Here is a 23,828-nt window from a genome sequence, read left to right on the forward strand (position 1 = left end):
TACAAAGATCGGTATAATTACCCCTCAAAATTGGTTAGCTCTAACCTCTGTGACCCGTGGGAATTATATAATGCAAAACCACAGCAATCTTAATGATATCGGCGTAATTGGCCTTGGCGTTATGGGTAAAAACCTAGCGCTAAACATCGCGGATAACCAATATCACGTCAGCGCATTTGACCTCGATCCTGTTAAAGTTAATGGTGTTATACAGCAAGAAAAACAGGAACGCGCTGGACTCGAACCTCGCATTCTTGGCTGTGCTAATCTTACCGAAATGTTAGCCAGTCTCACAAAACCCCGCATTCTTGTGCTTTCTGTTCCCGCGGGCGCACCCGTCGATGGTGTCTGTAGTGCTTTGATTTCTGCCGGAATTGAGTCCGATGATATCGTTATCGATACCGGTAACAGCCTATGGACTGACACTGTTGAGCGTGAAGCGCGCTACAAAGGTCAGTTTGTATTTTTCAGTTCTGCGGTTTCGGGCGGTGAAGTCGGTGCGCGTTTCGGTCCATCACTTATGCCAAGCGGCGATATCGATGCATGGCATCACGTGGCACCTATTTGGAAAGCTATTGCCGCTAAGGTTGATTCAAGTACAGGTTTACCCATAGAGCGCTTCGAACCGGGTAATCCAGTGACAGAAGGCGAGCCATGCACGACTTATATTGGTCCTGCGGGTTCTGGCCATTACGTGAAGATGGTGCATAACGGTATTGAATACGCAGATATGCAGTTGATTTGCGAAGCCTATCAAATGCTGCATGACGGTTTAGGCATGAGCGCTGCAGAAGTGGGCGATGTGTTTGAACGCTGGAACAAAGGTAGCTTAAACAGCTATTTGATGGGGATCAGTGCCGAAGTCTTAAAACAGGCCGATCCATTAACGGGTAAACCGTTGGTGGAAATGATCTTAGATAAAGCGGGCCAAAAAGGCACGGGTTTGTGGACGGCCGTAAGCAGTTTACAAATTGGTTGTCCGGCACCGACGATTGCTGAAGCTGTATATGCTCGCGCCGTAAGTACCCAAAAATCCTTACGTTTACAACTTAGCCAGAAATTGGCTGGGCCAAATGCACCTGCTATCGATGAGGCGCAAAAAGCGCAGTTGATTGAAGCCCTTGAAAGTGCGTTATATTGCGCGAAAGTGTGTTGTTACGCGCAAGGCTTCCAGTTGATGGCAATGACGGCCCATGAACAAAAATGGCAGTTAGACTTTGCTGAAATTGCAAAAATTTGGCGTGCGGGTTGTATTATTCGCGCCACTTTCCTGCAATCAATCACTCAAGCCTATGAAGACAATGCCGAGCTTAGCAATCTGTTAATGGCCGACAGTTTTGCGTCTGCCTTATCTGAAAAGCAAGGCCTATGGCGCACTGCGGTAGCAACCGCGGTAATGCAAGGCATTCCTGCTCCCTGTATTAGTTCAGCTTTGGCTTACTACGACAGTTACCGCTGCGAAACATTACCAGCGAACTTGCTCCAAGGTCAGCGCGACTTTTTCGGATCACACACCTTTGAGCGTATCGATACACCAGCTGGCGAGAAATATCACTTAGATTGGAGCGCCAAAGAGCGCACCTTAGCTAAGGTTTAAGTCTAAGGTTTAAATCTCAGGTTTAGCCTGTTATTAAAATGAAAAACGCCCCTTATCGAGGGGCGTTTTGTTTATGCTCGAGAGTTCATAATGGCCTATAGTTTGGTGGCTTCATTTCACTTTAAGTCACTAAGTTAAATCTAAAGCTTGAAGTCCTAAGCATTCAGTTCAGATGAAAAGGCGATCAGCTTTTGCCAGAGTGCTTGTGCGACAGGGCCCAAAGGTGAGTGGGGTTTTCGCATCACATAGTAATCGAGTTGAATGTTGTTTTGTCTTTCGCGTAGATCCAATGCAATCAATACACCTTGTTTGAGTGAATCTTCAATCATATAGTGCGGCAGTTTGCCCCAGCCCATGCCACTTTGAATAAGCATTTTCTTGGTATAAAAATCATTAACATACCAACGTCGTTGCCCCGCCTGTACCCCAAACTCAATATTCGCAGTGCCTGAGCCCGTATCTTGGATCACGATTTGGTATTCGTTAACGAGCTCTCGTGCGTAGCTCAGTGTCGGATGGCGCTCAAGCATGCGCGGCGCAGCGACATCGAGCAGGCTACCGGAAAATAGATAGGCTAATTCTAAATGGCTCGAACGTATAGGCTCAATTCCGCCAGCTGAGATGATGATTTCGGCTTTATCTTGATTCAACGCTTCGAGTGCACCGGTTAAAAATTCTTGTTTGAGAATGATTTGAGTATAGGGGAACTCATTTTGAGTCAGTTCTAAAATCGGTAGAATTCGAGCGAGATTGAAAGAAGCTTCAAAAGCTAAGGTGATACTCGCTTCGTTGCCTTTGGCTAAATGTTTCGCCACTTGTTTCATTTCCTGCGCTTCATTCAGCACCCGCTGGGTATGTTGCAGCAGTTTTCGGCCTTGCTCTGTGATGGCGAGTCGATAACCTTCACGGTTAAATAAGATGAGATCGAGTTGAGATTCTAACTGTTTGATACTTTGACTAATGGCGGGTTGGGTTTTATGTAGCTTGTCACTGGCGGCTTTGAGTGAGCCCGCCTCAGCCACGGTTTTAAACATCAGCAGTTGGTCTAAGGTCACTGGGATTACTCGCAAGTAATAAAGTATTAGTTTATGAGATATTAGATTTTATTCCATATTTATTTATCTTTTATCGGCTCATAATCTACTCCATTCTCGCTAGTGGTCTGCGGATTTATGCCCAAGACTGACGGCAATATTAAGATCAATGGGGTGTGTGCGATGCGATTTTCAAACTTATGTGGTGCTAAGGGCTCAAGTATCAATGGCTTAGTTGCTGAGGCCGATACGCAGAAGCTATTCCTTTGTGCCAATACACTCAATCGCGCCGCCGCAACCGTTACACTGGCGATGAGCATAGTGTTTTTTATCTCAGGATTTGCCAAGTTATTTGGCGTGCCTATGTTCCATGTTCCGTTTACTCTGATGAATCTTCCCACCGGATTTGGCTATTTTATTGGTTTGATGGAAGTGATTGGCGCTCTTGGATTGTGTCTACGTGACTACCGAGTGCTATCGGCGAGCGGTTTGCTGGCGATTATGATGGGGGCGATTTATTTCCACTTTAACTATGAAGCGGCGATTAATGCACTGCCTGCATTGAGTTTATCGGCTGGACTTTTTCTGATTATCAAACTGGATGAAATTATTGAGCGTTTAGTGCAATTTCAGCGGCAGTTGGCGCTAAGTCGCTCCGCATTTTAAGTGATAAAAATAGAGTCTGAAGTCAGTCGTACCGATATAAGTTAATCAACAAGAGAAAGCCATGATGCAAGTTAACGCGAGTCGTATGCCTGTGCTATTTGTGCCCCACGGTGGTGGCCCAATGCCTTTGCTAAATGATGCCAATCATAAAGAGTTGCGTACTTTTTTAACCTCAGTGACCGCGCCCATTGAAACCCCTAAGGCGATTGTGCTGATCACCGCCCATTGGGAAGAATCTGTGGTGACCTTGTCGAGTAGCCCTAAGCCCGGTATTTTATATGACTACTATGGTTTTCCACCCGAAGCGTATCAGCTGACGTATCCTGCATCGGGTCAGCCAGAATTAGCGGCACAGATTGCGAATATGCTCGCGGATAAAGGTATCGCCGCCCGCTTAGATAGCGAGCGAGCATTTGATCACGGCACCTTTGTACCACTTAAGTTGATGTATCCCGAGGCGAATATTCCAGTAGTGCAAATGTCGTTAGTCCACAGTCTCGATCCTGAAACCCATATAGCTATTGGCGAAGCTTTAGCGCCGCTTCGGGATCAAGGGGTGTTGATCGTGGGCTCAGGGATGTCGTTTCACAATATGCGGGCGTTTTTCTCAAGCGATCCCACGGTCCAAAGTCGCAGCGCAGAGTTTGACTATTGGCTGACGCAAACATTAACCGCAAGCGTGAACACTGCCGAGGCCAAAACAGCATTGACTCACTGGCAAGCGGCTCCTGAGGCGCGGTTTAGTCATCCGCGTGAAGAACATTTATTGCCACTTCATGTGTGTTTCGGCGCTGGTCACAGTGATTCATCCCAAGCGCTATGTAACTTTAACGGCATTTTGCTAAATACTCTGATCTCAGGCTATATCTGGCAATAATCTGGCAATAATCTGGCAATAATCTGATGTTGGATTTGTGTCATCGAACATGGCAGTAAACCTAAGATTAAGCATATTCAGCCAATAAAAAAGGTTCGTATCCTCGACAGATACGAACCTTTTTTGTATTCAGTATTAAGCTTTTAGCGGCTTATAGCATTAGCCTAGCGGCTTTACTCTTATGCGGTAAACACTAAACCCACGCTAAACAAGGTACTGAATATCATGGTTAACTTAGCCGTGCGGCCGAGTAACGGATTTAACGCTTCACCAGACACCGCATAGAAATCGCTGCTGAGTTTACGGGCGATAAGCAGTGACAACCCCGCGAGCAATACTGGTAACCCAGGTAAAATACCCAGTAGAAAGCCTGCAATCACTAAGCCGAAGGGCAGGTAAATCAGCGCTTGATATAACACTTTTGATTGTGCTTCGCCGATACGTACTGCCAGAGTGTGTTTGCCAGCTTGGGTGTCGGTACGAATATCGCGGGTGTTATTCACCAGCATGATAGCCGCATTGAACAGCCCAATGGCGCAGCCTAATAACCAAGCATTGATTGTGGTATCGCCCGCCTGCAGATAATAACTCCCCACGACGGCGACCAATCCAAAAAAGATAAAGGCCGCGACTTCGCCCAGCCCATGGGAAGCGAGGGGATAGGGGCCACCACTATAACCGAGTGCACCTAAAATGGCGGCCGCGGCGAGAATCGCGATAGGCCAGCCTCCGTGCCAAATTAAATAGGAACCCACTGCAAGCGCCATTAATAGGCAAAATATCATGGCATTGCGGACGCTCGTTGGTGAAATTAAACCACTTTGTGTCACGCGAACGGGTCCTAAGCGTTCGGCTGTGTCTATGCCGTTTTTAAAGTCAAAATAGTCGTTAGCGAGATTGACGGCAATTTGTAATAGCACAGCGCACAGCATAGAAGTGGCAGCGATTAACCAGCTGTAACTCCCAAGATGCAGGGCGAGAATATTGCCTATCAATAGGGGACCTATGGCCGCGGGTAGCGTACGGGGTCTTATAGCTAAAATCCAAGGATTCATGGCGTCCAGTCGTTATTGGTAAATGGGAATGGTATCGAGCAAGGGCTCAATTAGCGCATAGCATAACAAGATTTAACACGAAAGTGAGCACTATCTAATAAACGCATTTAACAGAGTTTGAATTGGCGCACATATGTTCACTGATGTAGGCGGAGATTTGTCGTCAAGCTCAAAGAAAATCAAAAAAGTCTGTGTTTCTATAGCTGATGTTGTTGGAGACGCTGCACCGCCCAAGACATAGGCGTAACGCTAAATCCTATGTTCAACTGGAAATACCACAGGTGCTAGTCGCCTTATGCGGGTTGTTTTTGAGCATTCATTGGCTGCGTTTTGCCGCTACTGTTATGCCGATAAGGATATATTTGGATGCGTTTCGATAATAAGGTGGCGTTAGTCACTGGGGCGGGAGCAGGGCTAGGTCGAGCCTATGCCATCATGTTGGCTGAGCGGGGCGCGAAGGTGGTGCTCGTTGATCAGCCGTTATCGTCATCCGAGTCTATTTCTACCTATGGTGCTCAAACAATTCCGGCCAACTTAGCATTGATGCAAACCTACTGCAGCATTATTAAACTCGGCGGTGACTGTCTCTACTTTGTGCTTGATGTTAGCCAGCGGGGTGAAGTAAACCGCATGGTCGAAGAAGTGATCCTACGTTGGCATCGCATTGATATCTTGATTAATAACGCGGGGGTCTACGGTGCTTGTCCGTTCGAGCACATTAAGCTTGAGCAGTGGCAACGGCAATTGGATGTCGATCTCAATGGCAGTTTTTATCTGACGCAAGCCGTTTGGCCCTATATGCAACAACAGGATTATGGTCGGATCATGATGACGACGGGGGCTTCGGCCTTGTTTGGTGATTTGCATCAAGTCGGTTTCAGCGCGAGTAAGATGGCGCTGGTGGGCATGGTAAATTGCTTATCGATAGAAGGAGAAATTCATAATATTCGCGTCAATAGTTTATGCCCACAGGCCGTCACAGCGATGACAGCCAAACATTTAGCAAGTGCGATTCAGCCGTTATTTTCCTTTGAGTCATTAACCGCCACAACGGCTTTTTTGGTGAGTGAACAGGCGCCCAATGGTCAACACTTGCTCGCAGGTGCGGGCAGCGTCAGCCATGGCATGTTTGTCGAGTTTCAGCCGATGTATTTTAATGAGGGGCTTTTTACGCCTGATAATCTCGCGCAGCAGTGGCCCCAGCTATACCAATCCTTTCCAGTTACTTTGCACTCCAGTGGTGAGGATAAAGTCTTGTCTTGGTCTCAGTTAAGCGCGCTAGAACACCATATTAAAATTGATTGATTTGATTGTGAATAATCGATAGAAGACTGGTCAGCTAAAGGCGAACTGAGTTACCCTTTAGCATTAATGGCTAATTATGCAGTAGGATCCCATGAGTCAGGTATTAGACGATCTTTTATCATTACTTTCCCTTGAGCAAATTGAAATCGGCCTCTTTCGTGGTCAGAGCCAAGATCTGGGATTTGGGCATGTGTTTGGTGGTCAAGTGATGGGGCAAGCGCTCAGCGCCGCTAAACAAACCGTCCCCGTTGAGCGTAAGGTCCACTCATTACACTCCTACTTTTTACGTGCAGGTGACGAGAAGTTACCGATTGTGTATGAAGTCGAAAATATGCGGGATGGCGGCAGTTTTAGTGCCCGCCGCGTGAGTGCAATTCAAAAAGGTCGACCGATTTTCCACATGACCTGTTCCTTCCAAGAACCGGAAGAAGGATTTAGTCATCAAGCGATGATGCCGCAAGTACCTGGACCTGAAGGTTTATTGAATCAGCAGGAATTAGCGCTAACGATGCGGGATAAAGTGCCGCCGAGCATACTCGAAAAGTTTATGGCCGATGCGCCCATTGAGATGCGACTGGTTAATCCATTACATCCCTTTGCGCCTAAAGAAACTGAGCCGTACCGTCATGTGTGGATGAGGGCCAATGGTCCCATGCCAAATGACGCCCATATTCATGAATATTTACTCGCCTATGCCTCGGACTTTAACTTTCTCGTGACAGCGGCTCAGCCCCACGGCGTGTCGTTTTTAAGTCCTGGAGTGCGCATGGCGACGATAGATCATGCTATGTGGTTCCATCGCCCGATTAATATGGGAGAGTGGTTGCTTTACAGTATTGATAGCCCCAATGCCAGCGGTGGCAGAGGTTACGTCAGAGGGCAGTTTTTCAATCAACAAGGTGAATTAGTGGCTTCTTCTACCCAAGAAGGCCTGATCCGCATGGTAAAAGGACGTTAATATGTATCTGAAAATAAAGTCGTTTGTATTGTTCTCGCTCATGGCAATTCTGCTCAATGGCTGCGTGACGGTGAAACCTGAACCCCCGATTATCATCAATGGCGCAGCGGGTTATTTAGAGAAAATTCCCTTGCCTCAAGGTTGCCAAATCACCATTGCAATCATTGATTTGAATACCCCGGGTATTATCGTCGCACAGAAAACCTTTAATATCGCCAGAGCGCCAGTGCCGTTTAAATTTACGCTGCCTGCAAAATCGATCGATAAGAGTATCCAATATGGCGTAGTGGCGATGATCAAGTTTCAAGACCAAGTGATCTTCCAAACCTATGACAGGTTCCCTGTCGTCAATAATGATAAGTTCACGACAGAAGTGTTGATGAAGGCGGTCATGGCGAATTAATCACTCCTAATTATTGCCTGCGCATTATTTTTGTATTGCTGAAGATGCAGCCCTTTCAATTTATATTGCAAGGGCTTTTTTTGGTTAATATTCGGGTATTCATGCTGTAAATGTAAAATCAAATATGATTTTGCTTTACACAGAGCTAAGAATATTAATGCATAAGTTAGTCTCTATTTATAAGGAGTGCCATTTTGTAAAAGATATCTTTACCGATAATGTTAAAAACTGGTTTAAATATTGTTATTGGTTTGATTTAAATTTGTTTAATTTTATTTGTTGAAATGTTTGGTTTGTAACGAAAGGTTTTTGCGAATAACAATATTTTTACGGTCACTCGTTCTGTTTTTTAGTGCGCTATCTTGGTGCTCCAAGATTTAAGTGTTCAAGTTAATATGATGATTTTAAATAACTATTTATATTTCGCATTTTTGTTTATGAGCTTTAATTTACCGACTATTCAACCCGCGAAACAATCTATTTATCTTTTTTAAGATAAATAGAAGCTGATATACGATTTACTGAATAGCGTTCCGTTAACTTAATGTTTTAATTTGTATCTTTGCGTGTTACAAATTGTCGCGATAAAACTCAGTGATCATCATCACAGTAAATTGAATGGTTATTCATAAAAAATGTCAGTTACAGGTGACGTTCTTGGTTGTTGCAGTGTGTTCATGCCACCAACCTGAGTTTTATAAATCATACAACTTATAAGAATTAGGGAAGTCACAATGAAAACTAAAATAGCACTAGCAGTGTCTATGGCGCTGCTATCGTCGGCGGCAAATGCGCAAACAGTTTTATCACCTACGGGTGAAACCTTGCAGTTAGATATTCCAAGTGAACTACAAGCCACATCATTACGCGGTAATGCTGCCGGGGCTGAAGTTAAGTTTGTACCAGAAGCGGATTTAGGCGAGGGTGAATTTACTTATATCGTTCGTTTACGTGACAGTTCAGTCGCCAATTATCAAGGAACGACTCCTGGCTTTAAAGCGACTAGCTCACAGAGAGTGCAGACAAGTGGCACTTCAAAAGTCGCTGTGAATGGCAAGCTCGATGCTTCAAGACCTGAAGTTAAAAGTTATGTTAGCTATTTGAAAGTCAAACAAAACCGATTTTTAGCTAACGCGAGTGCGGCTATTGGTACCAATCTGCAGCCATTAACGACCTATCAGTATGCGTTAAACGGTATGGCAGTTCGCATGACTCAAGCTCAAGCGAAGAAAATGGCTGAGTTACCTGAGGTTGCGTTTGTTGAGCGCGAGCGCATGGAACAAATGGAAACCGACGTCAGCCAAGCGCTTATCGGTTCTCCAAATGTATGGGATGGTAGTGCAACGGGCACGAAAGCCATGGGTGAAGGTGTGATTGTCGGTATCATCGACTCAGGCATTAACTCTGACCATGCTTCATTTGCGGATGTTGGCCAAGATGGTTATGACCACACAAACCCATTAGGTCAAGGCATCTATATTGGTGACTGTAAAACTGATTTCGCCAGCATGTGTAACGACAAACTGATCGGTGTCCGTAGCTATCCAGAAATCACCAATAACTTTGATGACGTAAAAGTGTATGGTGATAACCCTCCAGCTAAAAATGGTGAGGATTACGGCGGACACGGTTCGCACGTTGCCAGTACAGCAGCGGGTAACATTTTAGTTAATGTCCCTTACGTGCAAGGTGAAACCGGTAAGTTAGAAGGTGATGGTATTGCGACAGGTCTTGAATTTGCGCAAATCTCAGGTGTTGCACCACATGCAAACATCATTGCTTATCAAATTTGTAATCCGGGTAATGCGGGCGACACTTATTCTGGCTGCCCGACTGCACCTATCTTGAAAGCGTTAGACGATGCAATCAAAGATGGCGTCGATGTGATTAACTTTTCAATCAGCGGTGGTGGAAATCCGTGGAATAGTGCAACAGAACAAGGTTTCTTAGCTGCGCGTAATGCGGGTATTTTTGCTGCAGTCGCTGCGGGTAACACACGTGCCGCGACAAACACTAGCCCTGCTATTAATCAAACACCTTACTCAACGCCTAAAAATGCGCCTTGGTATACGTCGGTTGCTAACTCGACCCACAATCGCGACATAGTACGCGCCGTTGAATTTAATGGTAAAAACTACCACTACACTGCTGGCTCTGGCCCTGTTCAAACTGAAGTGCTCAAAGGTGTGCCTGTTTATGCAGGCACAATTGATGTGGCCAATTTTGAAGCCTGTAAACCATTCGCTGCTGATGCTTTTAAAGATAAGATCGCTGTTTTAAGACGCGGTGGTTGTTCATTCGATATTAAAGTGGCAGCGGCGATGAAAGCTGGCGCTAAGGGTGTGATTGTTTTCAATAGAGATGGTGAAAATAATGCGCGCCTGATCATGTCTGGGTTAGATAAATTGGATATTCCAGCGGTATTTATTGGCGATATCGATGGCTTAGAACTGATTGCTGCTATGGCAGCAAATCCAGCGCTTGAAATCACGCTGTCTCCAACTCCTAAAGTCGTCAGTAAAGAAGCGGATGTTTTATCAGCCAGCTCCTTGATTGGACCTAACCTAACTAATGATGTACTGGTGCCTTATGTTGCTGCACCGGGTAGTGATATCTACGCTGCTTATTCAGATCAACAATTCGGCCATGATAAGGCGGGGACTGATCCTGCTGATTTCACGTTGATGTCAGGTACTTCGATGGCGAGTCCTCACGTTGCCGGTGCTGGCGCGTTACTTAAATCACTGCATAAAGATTGGACCCCAGATAACATTCGTTCTGCGCTAATGATGACAGCAACGACAGCCCAAGCCATGAAAAAAGCCGATGGTAAAACCGTTGCAGATCCGTTTGACGTAGGCGCAGGCCGTATTCGTGTGGATTTAGCGGCAAAATCTGGCTTAGTGATGGATGAAAGTGCCTTAAACTACGAGATTGCTAACCCTACAACAGGTGGCGATCCACGTAAGCTAAACATTCCAAGCATGGCTGATTCACGTTGTATCGATACTTGTACTTGGACACGTACTGTTACTGCAACGGCTGACGGTAGCTGGACTGCAAAAGGTGTTTCCGCAACCGATAAGTTCGCGTTAACTGTGATGCCAGAAAGCTTCAACCTGAAAAAAGGTGAGAGCCAAACTATCACAGTGACTGCTGATGTGACTGACGTGGGTGCAAGTTGGGGCTTTGGTAACTTAGTATTAGCTTCAGAAGCCTTCCCAACGGCTAACATGCCGATCGTGGCTAAGATTGCTAAACGCGACTTACCTGCGGTTGTTAATGTTTCAGCCTCACGTGATGCCGATGAGCGCAATTTGGCTCACTTGAAAGCAATTGATCTACCGGGTGTTGCGGCGACAGTGACTGAACTTAAGTTAAGCGCTACTTATGAATCAAGTGTGAAACAGGATTCAAATACCGATAGTGCATTTGATGATTTAGCCGATGGCGTAAAAGTATTTAGCTTTAACGTTGAAGACAAAGCGTTATATTTCAATGCATCAATCGGTAATACCACCTCTCCTGACTTAGATATGTTTGTGATACTCGATAAGAAAGATGGTAGTAAGCTTTCTATCGCGGCATCTTCTGCGTTTGGTGGTTCAAAAGAAAGTGTGTCTATTAAGGACCCAGTGAAAGGTGAGTATATTGTCGTGATACAAAACTATCAGGCATCTGCAGCCGATGCGGATGATGCTTTTAGTTTGAAACAAGTGACCTTATACGATGAAGCGGGTGATAACTTAACGGCAAATCTTACCGGTGATCATAAAGATTTCAACGTCAACTTAGCTTGGAAACAAGCGATGTTAGTGGGCGATGCTGGCTTGGCAATGCTGACTCTGACCACTACTGATGACAAAGTCGCACCGGTTAAAATTCCGGTTATATTTGAGCGCGTCAGTGATGATGTTTTACCGCCTCTAGGTAGCACTGTTTCTGGCGAGTTAACGCCAGGCGCCGCTAAAATGATGAAGACCCGTGTCGAAGCGAACAAAACGCAAGAAACCCGCGTTTACACTTTAGAGGCGTTATTACCAGAAGGTCACGAAGTGGCTAATATCAGCCATCAAGGTACACAAGTGGGTAATAAGATCACTTGGACTATCGAGATGGTCTCTGGTGCATCGGCACAAGATGTGACGTTTGACTTAGTGCCACGTAAGGCAAGCCAAGACAACCTTGTGACTTTGACCAACAAAGTGAACAACGAGTCGGCTGAAATCTTGAAGCAAGAATATCAATTTGATGTTCCAGAAGTGGCGCCAGTGGCAGTGATTGAAGCACCGGTATCTGTTCAAGAAGGTAAACCACTGTTTATCGATGCGAGCAAGTCATCCGATGCCAACAATGATCCATTAACCTACAAATGGACTCAGTTAGGCGGTGCGAGCTTTAACTTTGACGCTAATGCAGCCAAGCTTAATCTCGTGGCGCCAGAAGTGAGTGGTACAGCTCAAACAGTGTCATTCCAACTGACTGTAGCGGACAACCATGGCAATAAAGATTCAAGTGTCGTGTCTGTGTCTGTGACTGAAACACCAGCTAAGAAAGATGATGGTGGTTCATTAGGTTGGTTAAGCTTGTTATTGCTACCATTTGCCTTTGGTCGTCGTAAACAAGGCTAATCGCTCAGTGTTAAATCGAAAGGTTTAACAGTAATTTAATAGTAAATAGAGAAGGGCTGATATTGATATCAGCCCTTTTTGTTTTAATCGGTTTAGGTCAGCGATTTGACATTAAAAAATCGACAAAGGCGCGGTCTGCTTGACTCACCGGGCGTTGTTTTTTCCATGCGATGTGCAGATTCAAAAATACTGGTGGATCGAAGGGCTTAGCTAAAATGTCATCTTTTGAACTTATTGCCATTTCGAGCACGCTGGTTATCCCAAATCCTTGGGAAACAATCTGTTTGATAAGGTTGATCAGATTAGTCTCGAAGGCGACATTGGGCTTTTTCCCCAGATCCTTGGCTTGCGATAAGATCCACTCGCGGTGGAAATAACCTGTCTTGAACATCACTAATTCATGGTCGAAAAAATCATTGAGACTGACGGCGCTATGTTCCGCTAAAGGATGTTCGGCTCCCATAGCGATCACCATTTGCTCACGGATCAACAGCTGACTATCAAATTCGGGTTGTAGGTCTTGGGCGGTAATGATCGCAATATCCACTTCTTCCTGTTGCAACATACGCAACGCGTCGCGCGTCCCGCCTTCAAACAGTGACAGTTTCAACTCGGGGTATTTATGCCGAAAAGCCATTAAGCGCGAGGGCAGGTAGAAAGACCCCAGCATGCCCGGCACGGCAATGCGGACTTCCCCCGAGGTGAGATTGGCCATGGCACGGATTTGCGCTTCGGCCTGCTTAATCTGTTTCAGGATCAAAGTGGCATGTTGATGCAAGACTAAACCTTCGGCCGTGAGTGCGAGCAGCTTGTCATTCTTGTTGCTCGTACGATTGACTAAAGTCACGCCGAGTGCGACTTCTAAGCGCTTGATACTTTGGCTTAACGCCGGTTGAGCCATATTCAGTTTCTTGGCTGCGGCGGTAAAGCTGCCAGTACTGGCAAGGGCATCTAAATGTTTGAGTTGGCGGATATCCATCAATCGGGCCCATACTGTTGAATAGTGGCAAGGTCGGTGCTTTGTGGCTATAACAAAAATCAATGATAGCGATAGATATTATCTATTATTGTTATGTTATGCCCAGTGATAACCTTTGTCTATCCTATGAGTGATGCTTTGTCGAGGCTCCTGTGCAAGCCGTGTTAGATACTATGATTGATCATAAACAGCGTGATACCCGACTGATGTGGGCGCTATGTGTTGCCTCTGTGGTGGTGTATATCAACTTGTATCTGATGCAAGGCATGCTGCCGCTAATTGCGGAGCATTTTGCGGTATCAGGGTCTAAAGCGACGTTAATCCTATCGGTAACCAGTTTTTCCTTGGCCTTTTCATTGCTCTTGTATGCGGTACTGTCAGACCGTATCGGTCGACACACACCGATTATTGTCAGCCTGTGGTTGTTGGCGCTATCTAACTTACTGTTAATTTGGGCACCGGACTTTAACGGGCTAGTGCTAGTGCGATTGCTGCAAGGTGCGTTACTCGCTGCCGTGCCAGCAATTGCGATGGCGTACTTTAAAGAGCAGTTGTCACCGAGCACTATGCTCAAAGCCGCGGGCATTTACATTATGGCGAATAGCATTGGTGGCATTGTTGGCCGTTTACTCGGCGGCGTTATGTCGCAGTTTTTATCTTGGCAAGAATCCATGTGGCTGTTGTTTTTAGTCACCTTAGCGGGCGTGGCTTTAGTGAACTATTTGCTTCCTTCACTTGCCGATGCGCAGGCCATGTCAAAGAGCAAAACCGAGCCTTCTTTATCAAAACGCGCCCGTTTAGCCCAAGATCTTCATGGCTTTAGCCACCATTTGACCGATGCGCAAATGCGCTTGGTCTACGCGATCGGTGGCCTGACCTTTATGATGATGGTGAATCAATTTAGCTTTATTCAGCTGCATTTGATGGCGGCGCCCTATGAATGGAGTCGCTTTCAAGCAACCTTGATTTTCCTGTGTTATTCCAGCGGCACTATTGCGTCGTATTTCACCGCGAAATGGCTCGCTAAATTTGGCCAACATAAGTTATATCAGTGGTCTTGGTGCGTGATGTTGCTGGGTAGTTTACTGACCCTGTTTGATACCACTTTAACCATTAGCTTAGGTTTTTTGATGACGGCCTGTGGTTTCTTCCTCACCCACAGTTGCTGTAATTCCTTTGTCGCGATGCGCGCCAGTCGCGATCGGGCTAAGGCGACATCACTGTATTTATGCTGTTACTACTTAGGCGCGGCGATAGGCGGCCCTTATTTAATGATGTTTTGGCATGAGGCGCAGTGGCGCGGTGTGGTTATGGGGTCGTTAACCTTACTGGCTTTGATTGCCTTGGCCATCACTCGTTTACATTACCATCAAACCAATGACGTTCGTGCGCTTGCATAGGCTTTGACAGGGCTATTGTTGTTAAAGCAATAAAAGTAAAAAAATCGCTAAGCTATTATATCAATTGATTAAATCAAATGAATAAAGGCCAACATCAACTGTTGGCCTTTATTTTTGGTGTGGGTCGTTTGATAAGTTGACTCAAACCAGCAAACCTTACTGGTTAACCTAAATTGGAAGCTGAGTTTCATGCCTTGAGTCTTATGGTCGATATTTAAGCTCCCTCATTAAGTGCCCTGATTTAATGCATCTGTTGCGGTTTAAGTGTAGCGATTTATTAACCTTGATATTTCCAATAGGGCGGATTGCCATACACCTCAAGAAAGTAGTCAATTACGGCGCGGACATTCAATGAGGGAGTACGGGAGTTTGGGTAAATCGCAGTAATATAATGCTGATCAATTTTTATCGCTGATTCGCAGTCCGTGAGCAATGAAATAAGTTGTCCATTTTTAAGAGAGTCACCGATTAACCAGTCTGGAAAGAGGACGATTCCCATATCATTTAATGCGGCTATGAGTAATGTTTCCGCATTATTTGAGGTGAGGATTGGGGTGATAGGCTGATGCAGCCATGTCGTCTTGTTCTTGTTAAAAAACCAGCGATTTTGACCCGAAGATCCGCTATAGACTAGGCATTGATGGTTTTTGAGATCGGCGGGTTCAGTGGGCATGCCATGCAGTGCGATATACGCTTTGGATGCCGCAAGATGATAGGTTTGGCTTCCCAGTATTCTTGAGTGGAGTGATGAATCAACCAAAGTGCCAATACGAAAGATAATATCGGCGGCACTAACATGCGGATCGATATAATCGTCTGTTTGTGTGAGTTCCACTTGTACCTGCGGATATCGCCTTAAAAACCCCGCTAACCAAGGCGCAATATGTCGCTGCCCGAAAAAAACCGGGGCATTAATTCTGATCAATCCCTTAGGTTCTATCGTCCTATCTAATAATTCATTGCGGACTTCATTCAGTTGCTCTGCCATGGAACGCGCATATTCAATGAAAATCCTGCCCGATTCCGTGGGTATGATTGCTCTGGTATTTCGATAAAACAGCTGCTGTCCCAGAGAATCTTCTAGTTGGCTGATGACTCTAGAAATCATCGAGGGAGAGACCCCTTCCTTTCGAGCCACAACAGAATAGCTTTTGCTGTCATAAACGCCGATAAAAAACTTTAACGCTCGCATATTGATTGAGTTTATATCATTCATTTTTGCAAATTCTGCACAGGTGTTTCCTGTATTGTCTCATTTATTGGTTTTATCGACTAGGGTACTCTTGCTGGCCTTAATCACAGGAGCTTATGTATGCAGTTTTTAATGATATTTTTTGTTGTGCTAGGAGGGGCGGGATTATCCGTTGAAGCGGGCCTCCTAGGACCTTTAGGTGCTGAAGTCGGGGAGTTATGGGCAACCTTTAGCATTTTCGGTGTCGGTGCAGCACTCACCTTTATCTTGATGCTGTTTTTCAGTCCTCGAAATAGTCCCTCATTTTTCGCGCAACCCTCTTGGACATTAACGGGCGGCGTGCTGGGCCCTATTTATGTGGTGATACTGACTATCGCGACACCAGCAATTGGGATTGCTATGACAATGATCGGTATTTTAGCGGGCCAAGTTGCGAAGAGTTTGCTGATTGACCACTACGGTTTATTTGGTACAGCACATAGACGAATTGATACCAAACGTATTGTGGCACTGCTATTTATCGTTGCAGCATTAGTGCTGATGGCGCAAAGTTAAGGGCGAGTTATGACATTGATTATGATTATGTTGGCTGTGATTGGCGGTGCTACCTTGAGCATGCAAGCGGCGATAAATGGACAACTGGGGAGTAAAGTGGGGGTGTTTCGCAGTGCATTTTTAACTTTTTCGACTGGAGCTTTGATCACTGGATTGTTAATTTTTTATTTTGAACCACCTCAAGCTGTGACATTGTTGGATGTGCCTAAATGGCAGTTATTAGGTGCAATGTGTGGCGTGCCTTATATCGTCATCATGGTGTTAGCCGTTCAGCGGATAGGTACAGCTGTCGCAACCGTGGCTGTTATTTTTGGACAGCTACTAATGAGTATGTTGATTGATAATTTTGGCTGGTTTGGCAATGAAACGATTCACTTTTCTACAAGTCGAATCGCAGCCGTAATCTGTTTGGCGATCGCACTTTATTTTATACATTCAAGTAATAAAACATCGGCGTAATAGATGATTCAGACTCATTTTTATGCTGTGATAGCGAACCCAGCTCAAGCTGGGGTCGCACTTTTTTGTCATCGAAATGAGCTAGTCATCGGAGTTAATGTACTGCTTGCGGTCTAAATCATATTTACGCATTTTGTCGTAGAGGGTTTTACGGGGCAGTTCCAACTGCTCCATTGTTTGCTTAATGCTGCCCTTATTGTGGCTAAGCGCTTCTTCAATCAATACCCTTTCAAAAAACTCGACTCGTTGCAGTAAGGACATACTCGAGTGCAGGCTTGGGGTGTTGCCCAAAGTGCCAGCAAAGGCGGCTTCTCCGCCCAGCAGTACAAAGCGTTCGGCGAGATTACGTAACTCACGCACGTTGCCCGGCCAGTCGTGGGAAGTGAGTATGGCGTTTTGCTCGGCATTTAAGGCGATAAGCGCTTTGTGATAGCGTGCCGATGCAACCCGGGCAAAGTGCAGGAACAGCAAAGGAATATCTTCACGGCGATCCCGCAGGGGAGGGATAGGCACAGTCACCAGATTTAAGCGATACAACAAGTCTTGGCGAAATTCCCCCGTGTCACACAGGCTTTTTAAATCCACCTTAGTGGCGGCAATTACCCGTATATCAAGGCTGATGCTTTTGTTTGATCCTAAGCGTTCAACTTTACGATCTTCAAGTACCCGCAGCAGCTTTACTTGCAGCGACAGTGGCGTACTTTCAATTTCATCTAAAAATAATGTGCCGCCGTTGGCGTATTCAAATTTACCAATGCGCATCTTATCGACACCGGTAAAGGCACCTGCTTCGGCGCCAAAGAGCTCACTTTCAATTAAGTTTTCGGGGATCGCGCCACAGTTGATGGCGACAAAGTTGGCTTGGCTGCGGCTGCTGTGATCGTGTAAATAGCGGGCGACGAGCTCTTTACCTGTGCCTGTTTCACCCTCGATTAACACATCAGCTGGGGTATCTATCACTTGATCTATGATGTGGCGCATACGGTTGATGCCGACGCTGTTACCCAAAATGCGAGGGCCTGGTACGCTCTGACTTTCGAGATCCTTTTTAAGCTTACGGTTCTCTAGGGTCAGGCTGCGTTTATCTAAAGCGCGCTTCACCACATCGAGTATATGTTCGTTATTGAAGGGCTTTTCGAGAAAGTCGTAGGCACCTTGCTTTAAGGCATTGACTGCCATGGCGATATCCCCAAACCCGGTCAGTAGCACAACGGGGAGGTCGGGGTCCTGCAGGCGGATTTGTTGCATTAAGCTGATGCCATCTAATTGCGGCATGTTGACATCCGATATCACCATTCCCGCCCAATCTTTATGTAGGAGTTTAGCAATCCCTTTAGGCTCTGTGGTGGCGAGCGCCTTAATGCCCTCAAGTTCAAATAGCTGAACGAGAACTGTGCCTATGTGCGGCTCATCGTCGATGATGAGAACAGAATAATCTTGGATTGAATTGGGCACACTCATGAGACTAACGTTCCTCAAGCAAATAAATAGGTAAAATAATCTGGAAAATGGCGCCACCCTCTTCGGCATTGGCAACGTTAATTTGGCCTTGCATGGATTCGATAATACGCTGTGAAATCGATAAGCCCAGCCCCAGTCCGTGGCGCTCGTTGGTGGTAAAGTAAGGTTCGAAGATTTTTTCCATTTGGCTTTCACGCACGCCTGGGCCTGAATCTTGGATGCTGATGCAGAACTTATCTTCACTGGTCACGCGGATGACCAAGCTGCGTTTAACCGATTGTTGCATAGCGACAATGGCGTTGCTCATGATATTGACAAACACTTGCTGTAATCGGACTTTATCGCCCCAAACCTGATAGTTGCCATTGGGTAACTGCACATCGAGTTCAACGCCTTGCTTGTCTATTGCGGGCTGAACTATGGTCAGCGCTTGTTTGATACAGCGGCCAATATCGGTAGCGCTATCCGTGCCTTGGCTCTTGCGAGTGAAGCTTTTAAATTGGCCGACAATATCGGCCAATCTATCGGTCAGTTCAATAATAATCTTGATATTATCCAGTGCCTTATCTTGCATATTACGGGCTAGAAAGGTTTGAGTATTTTGGGCGTAGCTGCGCAGTGCTGCAAGCGGCTGATTAAGCTCATGGTTAATGCTGGCGGATAAACTGCCGATCACAGTCAGTTTTGCCGCTTGAATGAGTTCATCCTGAGTATCTTTAAGCTGATGGTTCGCCTGCTGCAAGTCCTGAGTCCGTTCTTCGACTCGCTGCTCTAACAGGTTTTGTGCCAGCTGCATACGCTGTAGGTTGCGGCGCCGCTCGGCGCTAAACAAGATGCTGAGCGCCAGCAACAGATAAATGCTGGCTGACAGTAACATCAATGCAGGTAAAGACGACAGCAAGGGTTTGATGGGCGCTAAGATGTGCACCCGCCAGCCAGCTTTGGCCATTAACTGGTGATTATCCATGTATTGCTCATGATCTCTGCCCGTTTGCAATTGGTAGAGCATGGCTTGGCTGCCACTCTCATAGGGAGGTTTCATCAACAGTTCACCTATGGGGCGTTCCGCGTAACGCTTTGATGCATTAAGCGCATATTGTTTGGCTTGGGTAAGTGGAGTGAGTGACTTTAAGCGCCACTCATCGACGCTGGAGATAAAAACAATGTCTTCAGGGTCGCTGATAAGGAATTGGTATTGACCCGCAATGGCAATGCTCGTGCTTTGCTGCTCGATACCGCTAATGTCCACTTTGACTATGATAGCGCCGAGTATGCCTTTGCCGCCTTGCTGATAAATAGGGTAAGAAAAGTAAAACCCACGCTTATCTGAGCTGGTACCCACGGCATAATAACGGCCTAAATTGCCCGAAATAGCATCGGTGTAATAGGGTCTAAAGGAATAATCCTTGCCAATAAAGGAGAAACTTTGTTGCCAGTTACTGGCGGCAATCGCGATGCCTAAGGCATCAATCAGATAAATATCGGACGCCTCAGTGACATGCTGGATTTCTTCGAGATATAAATTAAGTTCTTGGACTTTATCGGGGTTTTGTTGGTCGTTCAGTACATTGGCGAGCATAGGGTTCGTCGAGAGCACGTGGGGAATGCTTTCGTAGCGCGATAATGCACCATCGAGAAAGCTGACTAACTCCTTCAGTTGTTTCTCCGATTGGGTTTGGATCTCGATTTTACCTTGATGCAAATGCACCCAATAGGTCAGTTTAAGCGTTGCAAATAGGCCTGCAAGTAACACTACAGTGAGAAAGAGGCGTTTCTTGGCCTTAGGCGTCATGGGCAACATGGTGGCTATCCTGATAAAGCGACGGTATCAATCACTGAGATTGTGCATCATAAAACAAAGCGAGCCTGACTAGGCTCGCTTAAAAACTAACTGTAATCAAGGGGTAATCTCACAACCTTGAATTGCAGATTAATAACCACGCATCGAATCCAACCATTCAGGTAAGAAGAGCGAAATCTGTGGCACGTAAGTGATCAAGGTTAAGAAGGCTAACATCAGCAGTAACCAAGGCAGAACCGATTGAATGACCCAGCCAATACTCTTACCCGTGATCCCCGCGGTAACAAAGAGGTTGAGCCCCACCGGCGGCGTGAGCATACCTATCTCCATGTTCACCACCATGATGATACCTAAGTGTATAGGATCTATGCCTAAGTGAGTCGCGATAGGGAAGAGGATCGGCGCCATAATCAGTACAATTGCCGACGGCTCCATAAAGTTACCGGCAGCAAGCAGCAGTAAGTTAACGATGATCAGGAAGCCCCAAGCGGGTAAGCCCATGTTAACGATATGCTCAGCGATAATATGTGGAATACGCTCAGTGGTTAATACATGCGCGAACAACATAGCGTTAGCTATGATAAACAGCAGCATGATACTGACCTTAGCACCATCACGCACTACGTTACGTATGTCTTTGTCGATAGGCGTTTTAATTAGCCCTAGGAACATGTGACCTAAGTTACGTGCAGCGGCTTTAGGTAAGCTTTCACCTTGATTGCGCCAAGCCACCTCTTTTAATGGCCCAATGTCACGGTAACCAAATACCGCAATAAAGTACGCATACATACAAGCCACAGCCGAAGCTTCAGTCGGGCTCGCAACGCCGCCATAGATAGAGCCGAGTACGATAAGGATGAGTGCTAATCCACCCAAAGCTTTGGCGCTTGAAATCCCCAGTTGTTTAAAGCCTGGGAAAGGACGCGAAGGCAGGTTCTTAAAGCGGGCGACAATGTAGATAACGATCATCAGGATTAATCCCATCATTAAGCCTGGGATTAAACCTGCCATAAACATTCTTGCTGCGGACACTTCGGTCGCTGCCGCATACACCAACATCACAATGGACGGTGGGATCAAAATACCAAGTGTGCCTGAGGTGGTGATAACCCCCGCCGCAAACTTCTCGGGATAACCCGCTTTAACCATGCCCACAATCACGATTGAACCAATTGCCGCTACGGTTGCGGGTGATGAGCCTGAAACCGCCGCAAACAGCATACAGGCCATAACAGATGCCATCGCTAATCCACCACGGACATGTCCAATACTGTCCATGGCAAAATCGATAATCCGTCTCGCGACGCCACCGGTTGAGAGGAAGGCGGATGACAGAATAAAGAAGGGGATAGCGAGTAGAGTGTAATGCTCCGATGAAGACTCATACAGTTTGAGTGCCACTGAGGCTAAGGAGTCATTCGAGAAAAACAAAATGGTGAGCATGCTGGAAAAACCTAACGCGATAGCGATAGGCATACCGAGAAACATACACACTAATAGAGCGGTAAATAGGGTTGCAATCGCCATTATTTAGTCTCCTTTTCGTCAGAGACGGGTTCTTCATTGGCGTTTTTAACGCTTTCATCGATTAAATGCATACTTTCTTTCGCTTCATCGGCAAATTGGAAGCCAGTGACTTGGTCACGTAGGATGGCAATAAAGAGTTCGGCGAATCGCCAAGTTAACATCGAAAAACCAATGATCAAGATGCTCTGGGATAACCAAATCGGTACCGCGCCATCTTCAACATCAATCCGTAAGGTGTTCCAAGCAAAGTCTGGATCGAGGCTTTTTAAGAAAAATTGGGGGAAATTAATATCCTCCATAGGCACACCAATTTGATACATCTGGCTTAAGTAATCCCAACTGCCCTTTAAAAACAGTCCGCAATAGACGATACAGACAAAGGCGGTAACGAGGGACGTTATCTTTTTGGCCCGAGGCGCTAAGTTTTTAACGAAGGCATCGACACCAATGTGCGCGCCAACTTTTACCCCATAAGACATACCAAACAACACAAACCAACCGCAAAAGGTCAGTGTGAGTTCTTGGATCCACAGAAAACCCGTATTGAAGAAGAAGCGTGCGACGACTTCTGAAAACACTAACAACGTCATCAGAGTGATCAATAAATTGAGCACACCTTCTTCAAAATAACCAAATATTCGCGATATCACAGCCATAATCCCCTCGCTGAAATGGCCACTTAACCTCGGTTGAGATTAAGCGGCTATCATCATTATTATTTATTTGCAGCTACAGCAGCATCAATCACATCTTTACCGATTTGCTCTTCAAACTTAGCCCAAACTGGTTTCATCACATCGACCCATTTTTGACGTTCAGCAGGCGTTAAAGTCACTAACTGTGAACGTTTAGAATCTAGGATTAACTGTTTGTCTTGGTTATCTTTCTCAGCGGCAATTTTGTTACCTAATGCGATAGATTCATCTAAAGCTTCTTTGATGATCTTACGTTTGTCAGCGGGTAAGCCTTTCCAGAAAGTGTCAGAGGTCACGACCATATAGTCGAGCACACCGTGGTTACTTTCAGTGATTTGGCTTTGCACTTCATAGAACTTTTGTGAGTAAGTATTTGACCATGTGTTTTCTTGACCATCGATAGCGCGGGTTTGCAGCAGGGTAAATACTTCAGAGAAAGGTTTTTTCACTGGAATAGCGCCGACAGCATCAAACTGAGCCGCCAAAACATCAGACGCCATTACGCGGAACTTCAAGCCCTTTGCATCAGCAGGATTTTTAAGTGGCGTGTTAGCCGAGAACTGTTTCAGACCATTGTGTAAATAGCCTAGACCGACAATCCCTTTACGGGTCATAGAGTTCAGCAGTGTTTGACCTGCTTCACCTTGTTGGAAACGGTTTACCGCATCCATATCATTGAAGAGGAAAGGTAAATCGAATACTTGTAGGCGTTTAGTGTAACGTTCAAATTTTGAGAGTGACGGCGCAACAAATTGCACGTCGTTTAACAGTAGTGCCGCTAACTCGTTGTTATCCCCAAATAACTGTGAGTTAGGAAATACACTGACCTTGTATTCACCCGGTAAACGTTGTTCAACGAGTTCTTTAAACTTAAGTGCCATTTGGCCTTTGGGCGTATTTTCTGCCACAACGTGCGAAAACTTAATTTCAATAGGTTCTGCAAATACGTTAAAGCTGGTTGCGAACACGGAGGCAACGGCGAGCATTTTGACTAAGGTTTTGAGTGGACGGGTCAATCCAGTTTGTTGATTCAATGTCATCTTGAGTTCCTTTTTCTGTTGTTAGGATTTGTCCTCAGTCTTGGTTAGTTTGTTACCAAGTTTGAGTAGGAATACAGCCTTGATTTCCCTGAGGTCTGTCTTACTAAAGGCAAATACCACGCCAACTTACACTGACTTCTGTAAGTGTTTGGTTACTAAAGTGTAGTTCATTTGATGTTTGTCACACTTTTAG

General features: G+C 45.7%; 19 protein-coding genes. 10 read left to right on the forward strand and 9 right to left on the reverse strand.

Annotated elements, in window-relative coordinates; translation table 11 throughout:
* The first annotated feature begins 70 nt into the window (after positions 1 to 70).
* Positions 71 to 1,597 carry an NADP-dependent phosphogluconate dehydrogenase gene (gene gnd / locus DYH48_RS05805; protein WP_115334273.1) on the forward strand — a complete coding sequence of 509 codons (1,527 nt, stop codon included), beginning with the start codon at positions 71 to 73 and terminating at the stop codon, positions 1,595 to 1,597.
* Positions 1,598 to 1,752: 155 nt separating this feature from the next.
* On the opposite strand, the gene DYH48_RS05810 is transcribed toward gnd, so the two are convergent.
* Positions 1,753 to 2,652, reverse strand: coding sequence for a LysR family transcriptional regulator (locus DYH48_RS05810; protein WP_115334274.1), 900 nt, complete (start codon positions 2,650 to 2,652; stop codon positions 1,753 to 1,755).
* Positions 2,653 to 2,814: 162 nt separating this feature from the next.
* On the opposite strand from DYH48_RS05810, the gene DYH48_RS05815 reads away from it, so the two are divergent.
* Both DYH48_RS05815 and DYH48_RS05820 read left to right on the forward strand, forming a co-directional pair.
* Positions 2,815 to 3,297 carry a DoxX family protein gene (locus DYH48_RS05815; protein ID WP_256613030.1) on the forward strand — a complete coding sequence of 161 codons (483 nt, stop codon included), beginning with the start codon at positions 2,815 to 2,817 and terminating at the stop codon, positions 3,295 to 3,297.
* A gap of 61 nt (positions 3,298 to 3,358) precedes the next feature.
* Complete coding sequence (locus DYH48_RS05820; RefSeq protein WP_115334276.1) at positions 3,359 to 4,174, forward strand: DODA-type extradiol aromatic ring-opening family dioxygenase; 816 nt, start codon at positions 3,359 to 3,361, stop codon at positions 4,172 to 4,174.
* Positions 4,175 to 4,353: 179 nt separating this feature from the next.
* Here the strand turns inward: DYH48_RS05820 and DYH48_RS05825 are convergent, their stop codons facing one another.
* Positions 4,354 to 5,229 (reverse strand): 1,4-dihydroxy-2-naphthoate polyprenyltransferase, encoded by an 876-nt coding sequence (locus DYH48_RS05825; protein ID WP_115334277.1) that lies wholly within the window; start codon positions 5,227 to 5,229, stop codon positions 4,354 to 4,356.
* Positions 5,230 to 5,595: 366 nt separating this feature from the next.
* On the opposite strand from DYH48_RS05825, the gene DYH48_RS05830 reads away from it, so the two are divergent.
* The 4 genes from DYH48_RS05830 (at position 5,596) to DYH48_RS05845 (ending at position 12,526) form a co-directional block, all read left to right on the forward strand.
* Positions 5,596 to 6,534 (forward strand): SDR family NAD(P)-dependent oxidoreductase, encoded by a 939-nt coding sequence (locus DYH48_RS05830; protein WP_115334278.1) that lies wholly within the window; start codon positions 5,596 to 5,598, stop codon positions 6,532 to 6,534.
* A gap of 91 nt (positions 6,535 to 6,625) precedes the next feature.
* Entirely contained in the window at positions 6,626 to 7,492 is an 867-nt protein-coding gene (tesB, locus tag DYH48_RS05835; protein ID WP_006082309.1) for an acyl-CoA thioesterase II, read from the forward strand.
* 1 nt (position 7,493) lies between these two features.
* Positions 7,494 to 7,895 (forward strand): YbaY family lipoprotein, encoded by a 402-nt coding sequence (locus DYH48_RS05840; protein ID WP_006082308.1) that lies wholly within the window; start codon positions 7,494 to 7,496, stop codon positions 7,893 to 7,895.
* Positions 7,896 to 8,629: 734 nt separating this feature from the next.
* Positions 8,630 to 12,526: a S8 family serine peptidase gene (locus DYH48_RS05845; protein WP_115334279.1), complete on the forward strand. Its 3,897-nt coding sequence runs from the start codon at positions 8,630 to 8,632 to the stop codon at positions 12,524 to 12,526.
* Between the two features lie 97 nt (positions 12,527 to 12,623).
* Here DYH48_RS05845 and DYH48_RS05850 read toward each other — a convergent pair whose 3' ends face one another.
* On the reverse strand, positions 12,624 to 13,505 hold the full coding sequence (locus tag DYH48_RS05850) for a LysR family transcriptional regulator (protein WP_012587291.1): 882 nt from the start codon (positions 13,503 to 13,505) through the stop codon (positions 12,624 to 12,626).
* 152 nt (positions 13,506 to 13,657) lie between these two features.
* Between DYH48_RS05850 and DYH48_RS05855 the strand changes: the two genes are divergently transcribed.
* Positions 13,658 to 14,905: an MFS transporter gene (locus tag DYH48_RS05855; RefSeq protein WP_071939602.1), complete on the forward strand. Its 1,248-nt coding sequence runs from the start codon at positions 13,658 to 13,660 to the stop codon at positions 14,903 to 14,905.
* Between the two features lie 277 nt (positions 14,906 to 15,182).
* Here DYH48_RS05855 and DYH48_RS05860 read toward each other — a convergent pair whose 3' ends face one another.
* Positions 15,183 to 16,121 carry a LysR family transcriptional regulator gene (locus DYH48_RS05860; RefSeq protein WP_011847224.1) on the reverse strand — a complete coding sequence of 313 codons (939 nt, stop codon included), beginning with the start codon at positions 16,119 to 16,121 and terminating at the stop codon, positions 15,183 to 15,185.
* A gap of 96 nt (positions 16,122 to 16,217) precedes the next feature.
* Here DYH48_RS05860 and DYH48_RS05865 point away from each other — a divergent pair, with 96 nt between their 5' ends.
* Entirely contained in the window at positions 16,218 to 16,652 is a 435-nt protein-coding gene (locus tag DYH48_RS05865; RefSeq protein ID WP_006082301.1) for a DMT family transporter, read from the forward strand.
* A 9-nt stretch (positions 16,653 to 16,661) separates the two neighbouring features.
* A complete protein-coding gene (locus DYH48_RS05870) occupies positions 16,662 to 17,111 on the forward strand; it encodes a DMT family transporter (protein ID WP_115334280.1) in 450 nt (149 codons plus the stop codon).
* An 81-nt stretch (positions 17,112 to 17,192) separates the two neighbouring features.
* On the opposite strand, the gene DYH48_RS05875 is transcribed toward DYH48_RS05870, so the two are convergent.
* From DYH48_RS05875 to DYH48_RS05895, 5 genes are all read right to left on the reverse strand, one after another.
* Positions 17,193 to 18,572: a sigma-54-dependent transcriptional regulator gene (locus tag DYH48_RS05875; protein WP_115334281.1), complete on the reverse strand. Its 1,380-nt coding sequence runs from the start codon at positions 18,570 to 18,572 to the stop codon at positions 17,193 to 17,195.
* Between the two features lie 4 nt (positions 18,573 to 18,576).
* Positions 18,577 to 20,373 (reverse strand): sensor histidine kinase, encoded by a 1,797-nt coding sequence (locus DYH48_RS05880; protein ID WP_006085511.1) that lies wholly within the window; start codon positions 20,371 to 20,373, stop codon positions 18,577 to 18,579.
* A 129-nt stretch (positions 20,374 to 20,502) separates the two neighbouring features.
* Positions 20,503 to 21,900 carry a TRAP transporter large permease gene (locus tag DYH48_RS05885; protein WP_011847220.1) on the reverse strand — a complete coding sequence of 466 codons (1,398 nt, stop codon included), beginning with the start codon at positions 21,898 to 21,900 and terminating at the stop codon, positions 20,503 to 20,505.
* Positions 21,900 to 22,556 (reverse strand): TRAP transporter small permease, encoded by a 657-nt coding sequence (locus tag DYH48_RS05890; protein WP_006082296.1) that lies wholly within the window; start codon positions 22,554 to 22,556, stop codon positions 21,900 to 21,902. The genes DYH48_RS05885 and DYH48_RS05890 overlap by 1 nt, the downstream gene beginning before the upstream one ends.
* A 59-nt stretch (positions 22,557 to 22,615) precedes the next feature.
* Positions 22,616 to 23,635 (reverse strand): TRAP transporter substrate-binding protein, encoded by a 1,020-nt coding sequence (locus tag DYH48_RS05895; RefSeq protein ID WP_006085509.1) that lies wholly within the window; start codon positions 23,633 to 23,635, stop codon positions 22,616 to 22,618.
* Positions 23,636 to 23,828 lie beyond the last annotated feature (193 nt).

The sequence above is a fragment of the Shewanella baltica genome (assembly GCF_900456975.1).
Classification (GTDB): Bacteria; Pseudomonadota; Gammaproteobacteria; order Enterobacterales; family Shewanellaceae; genus Shewanella; species Shewanella baltica.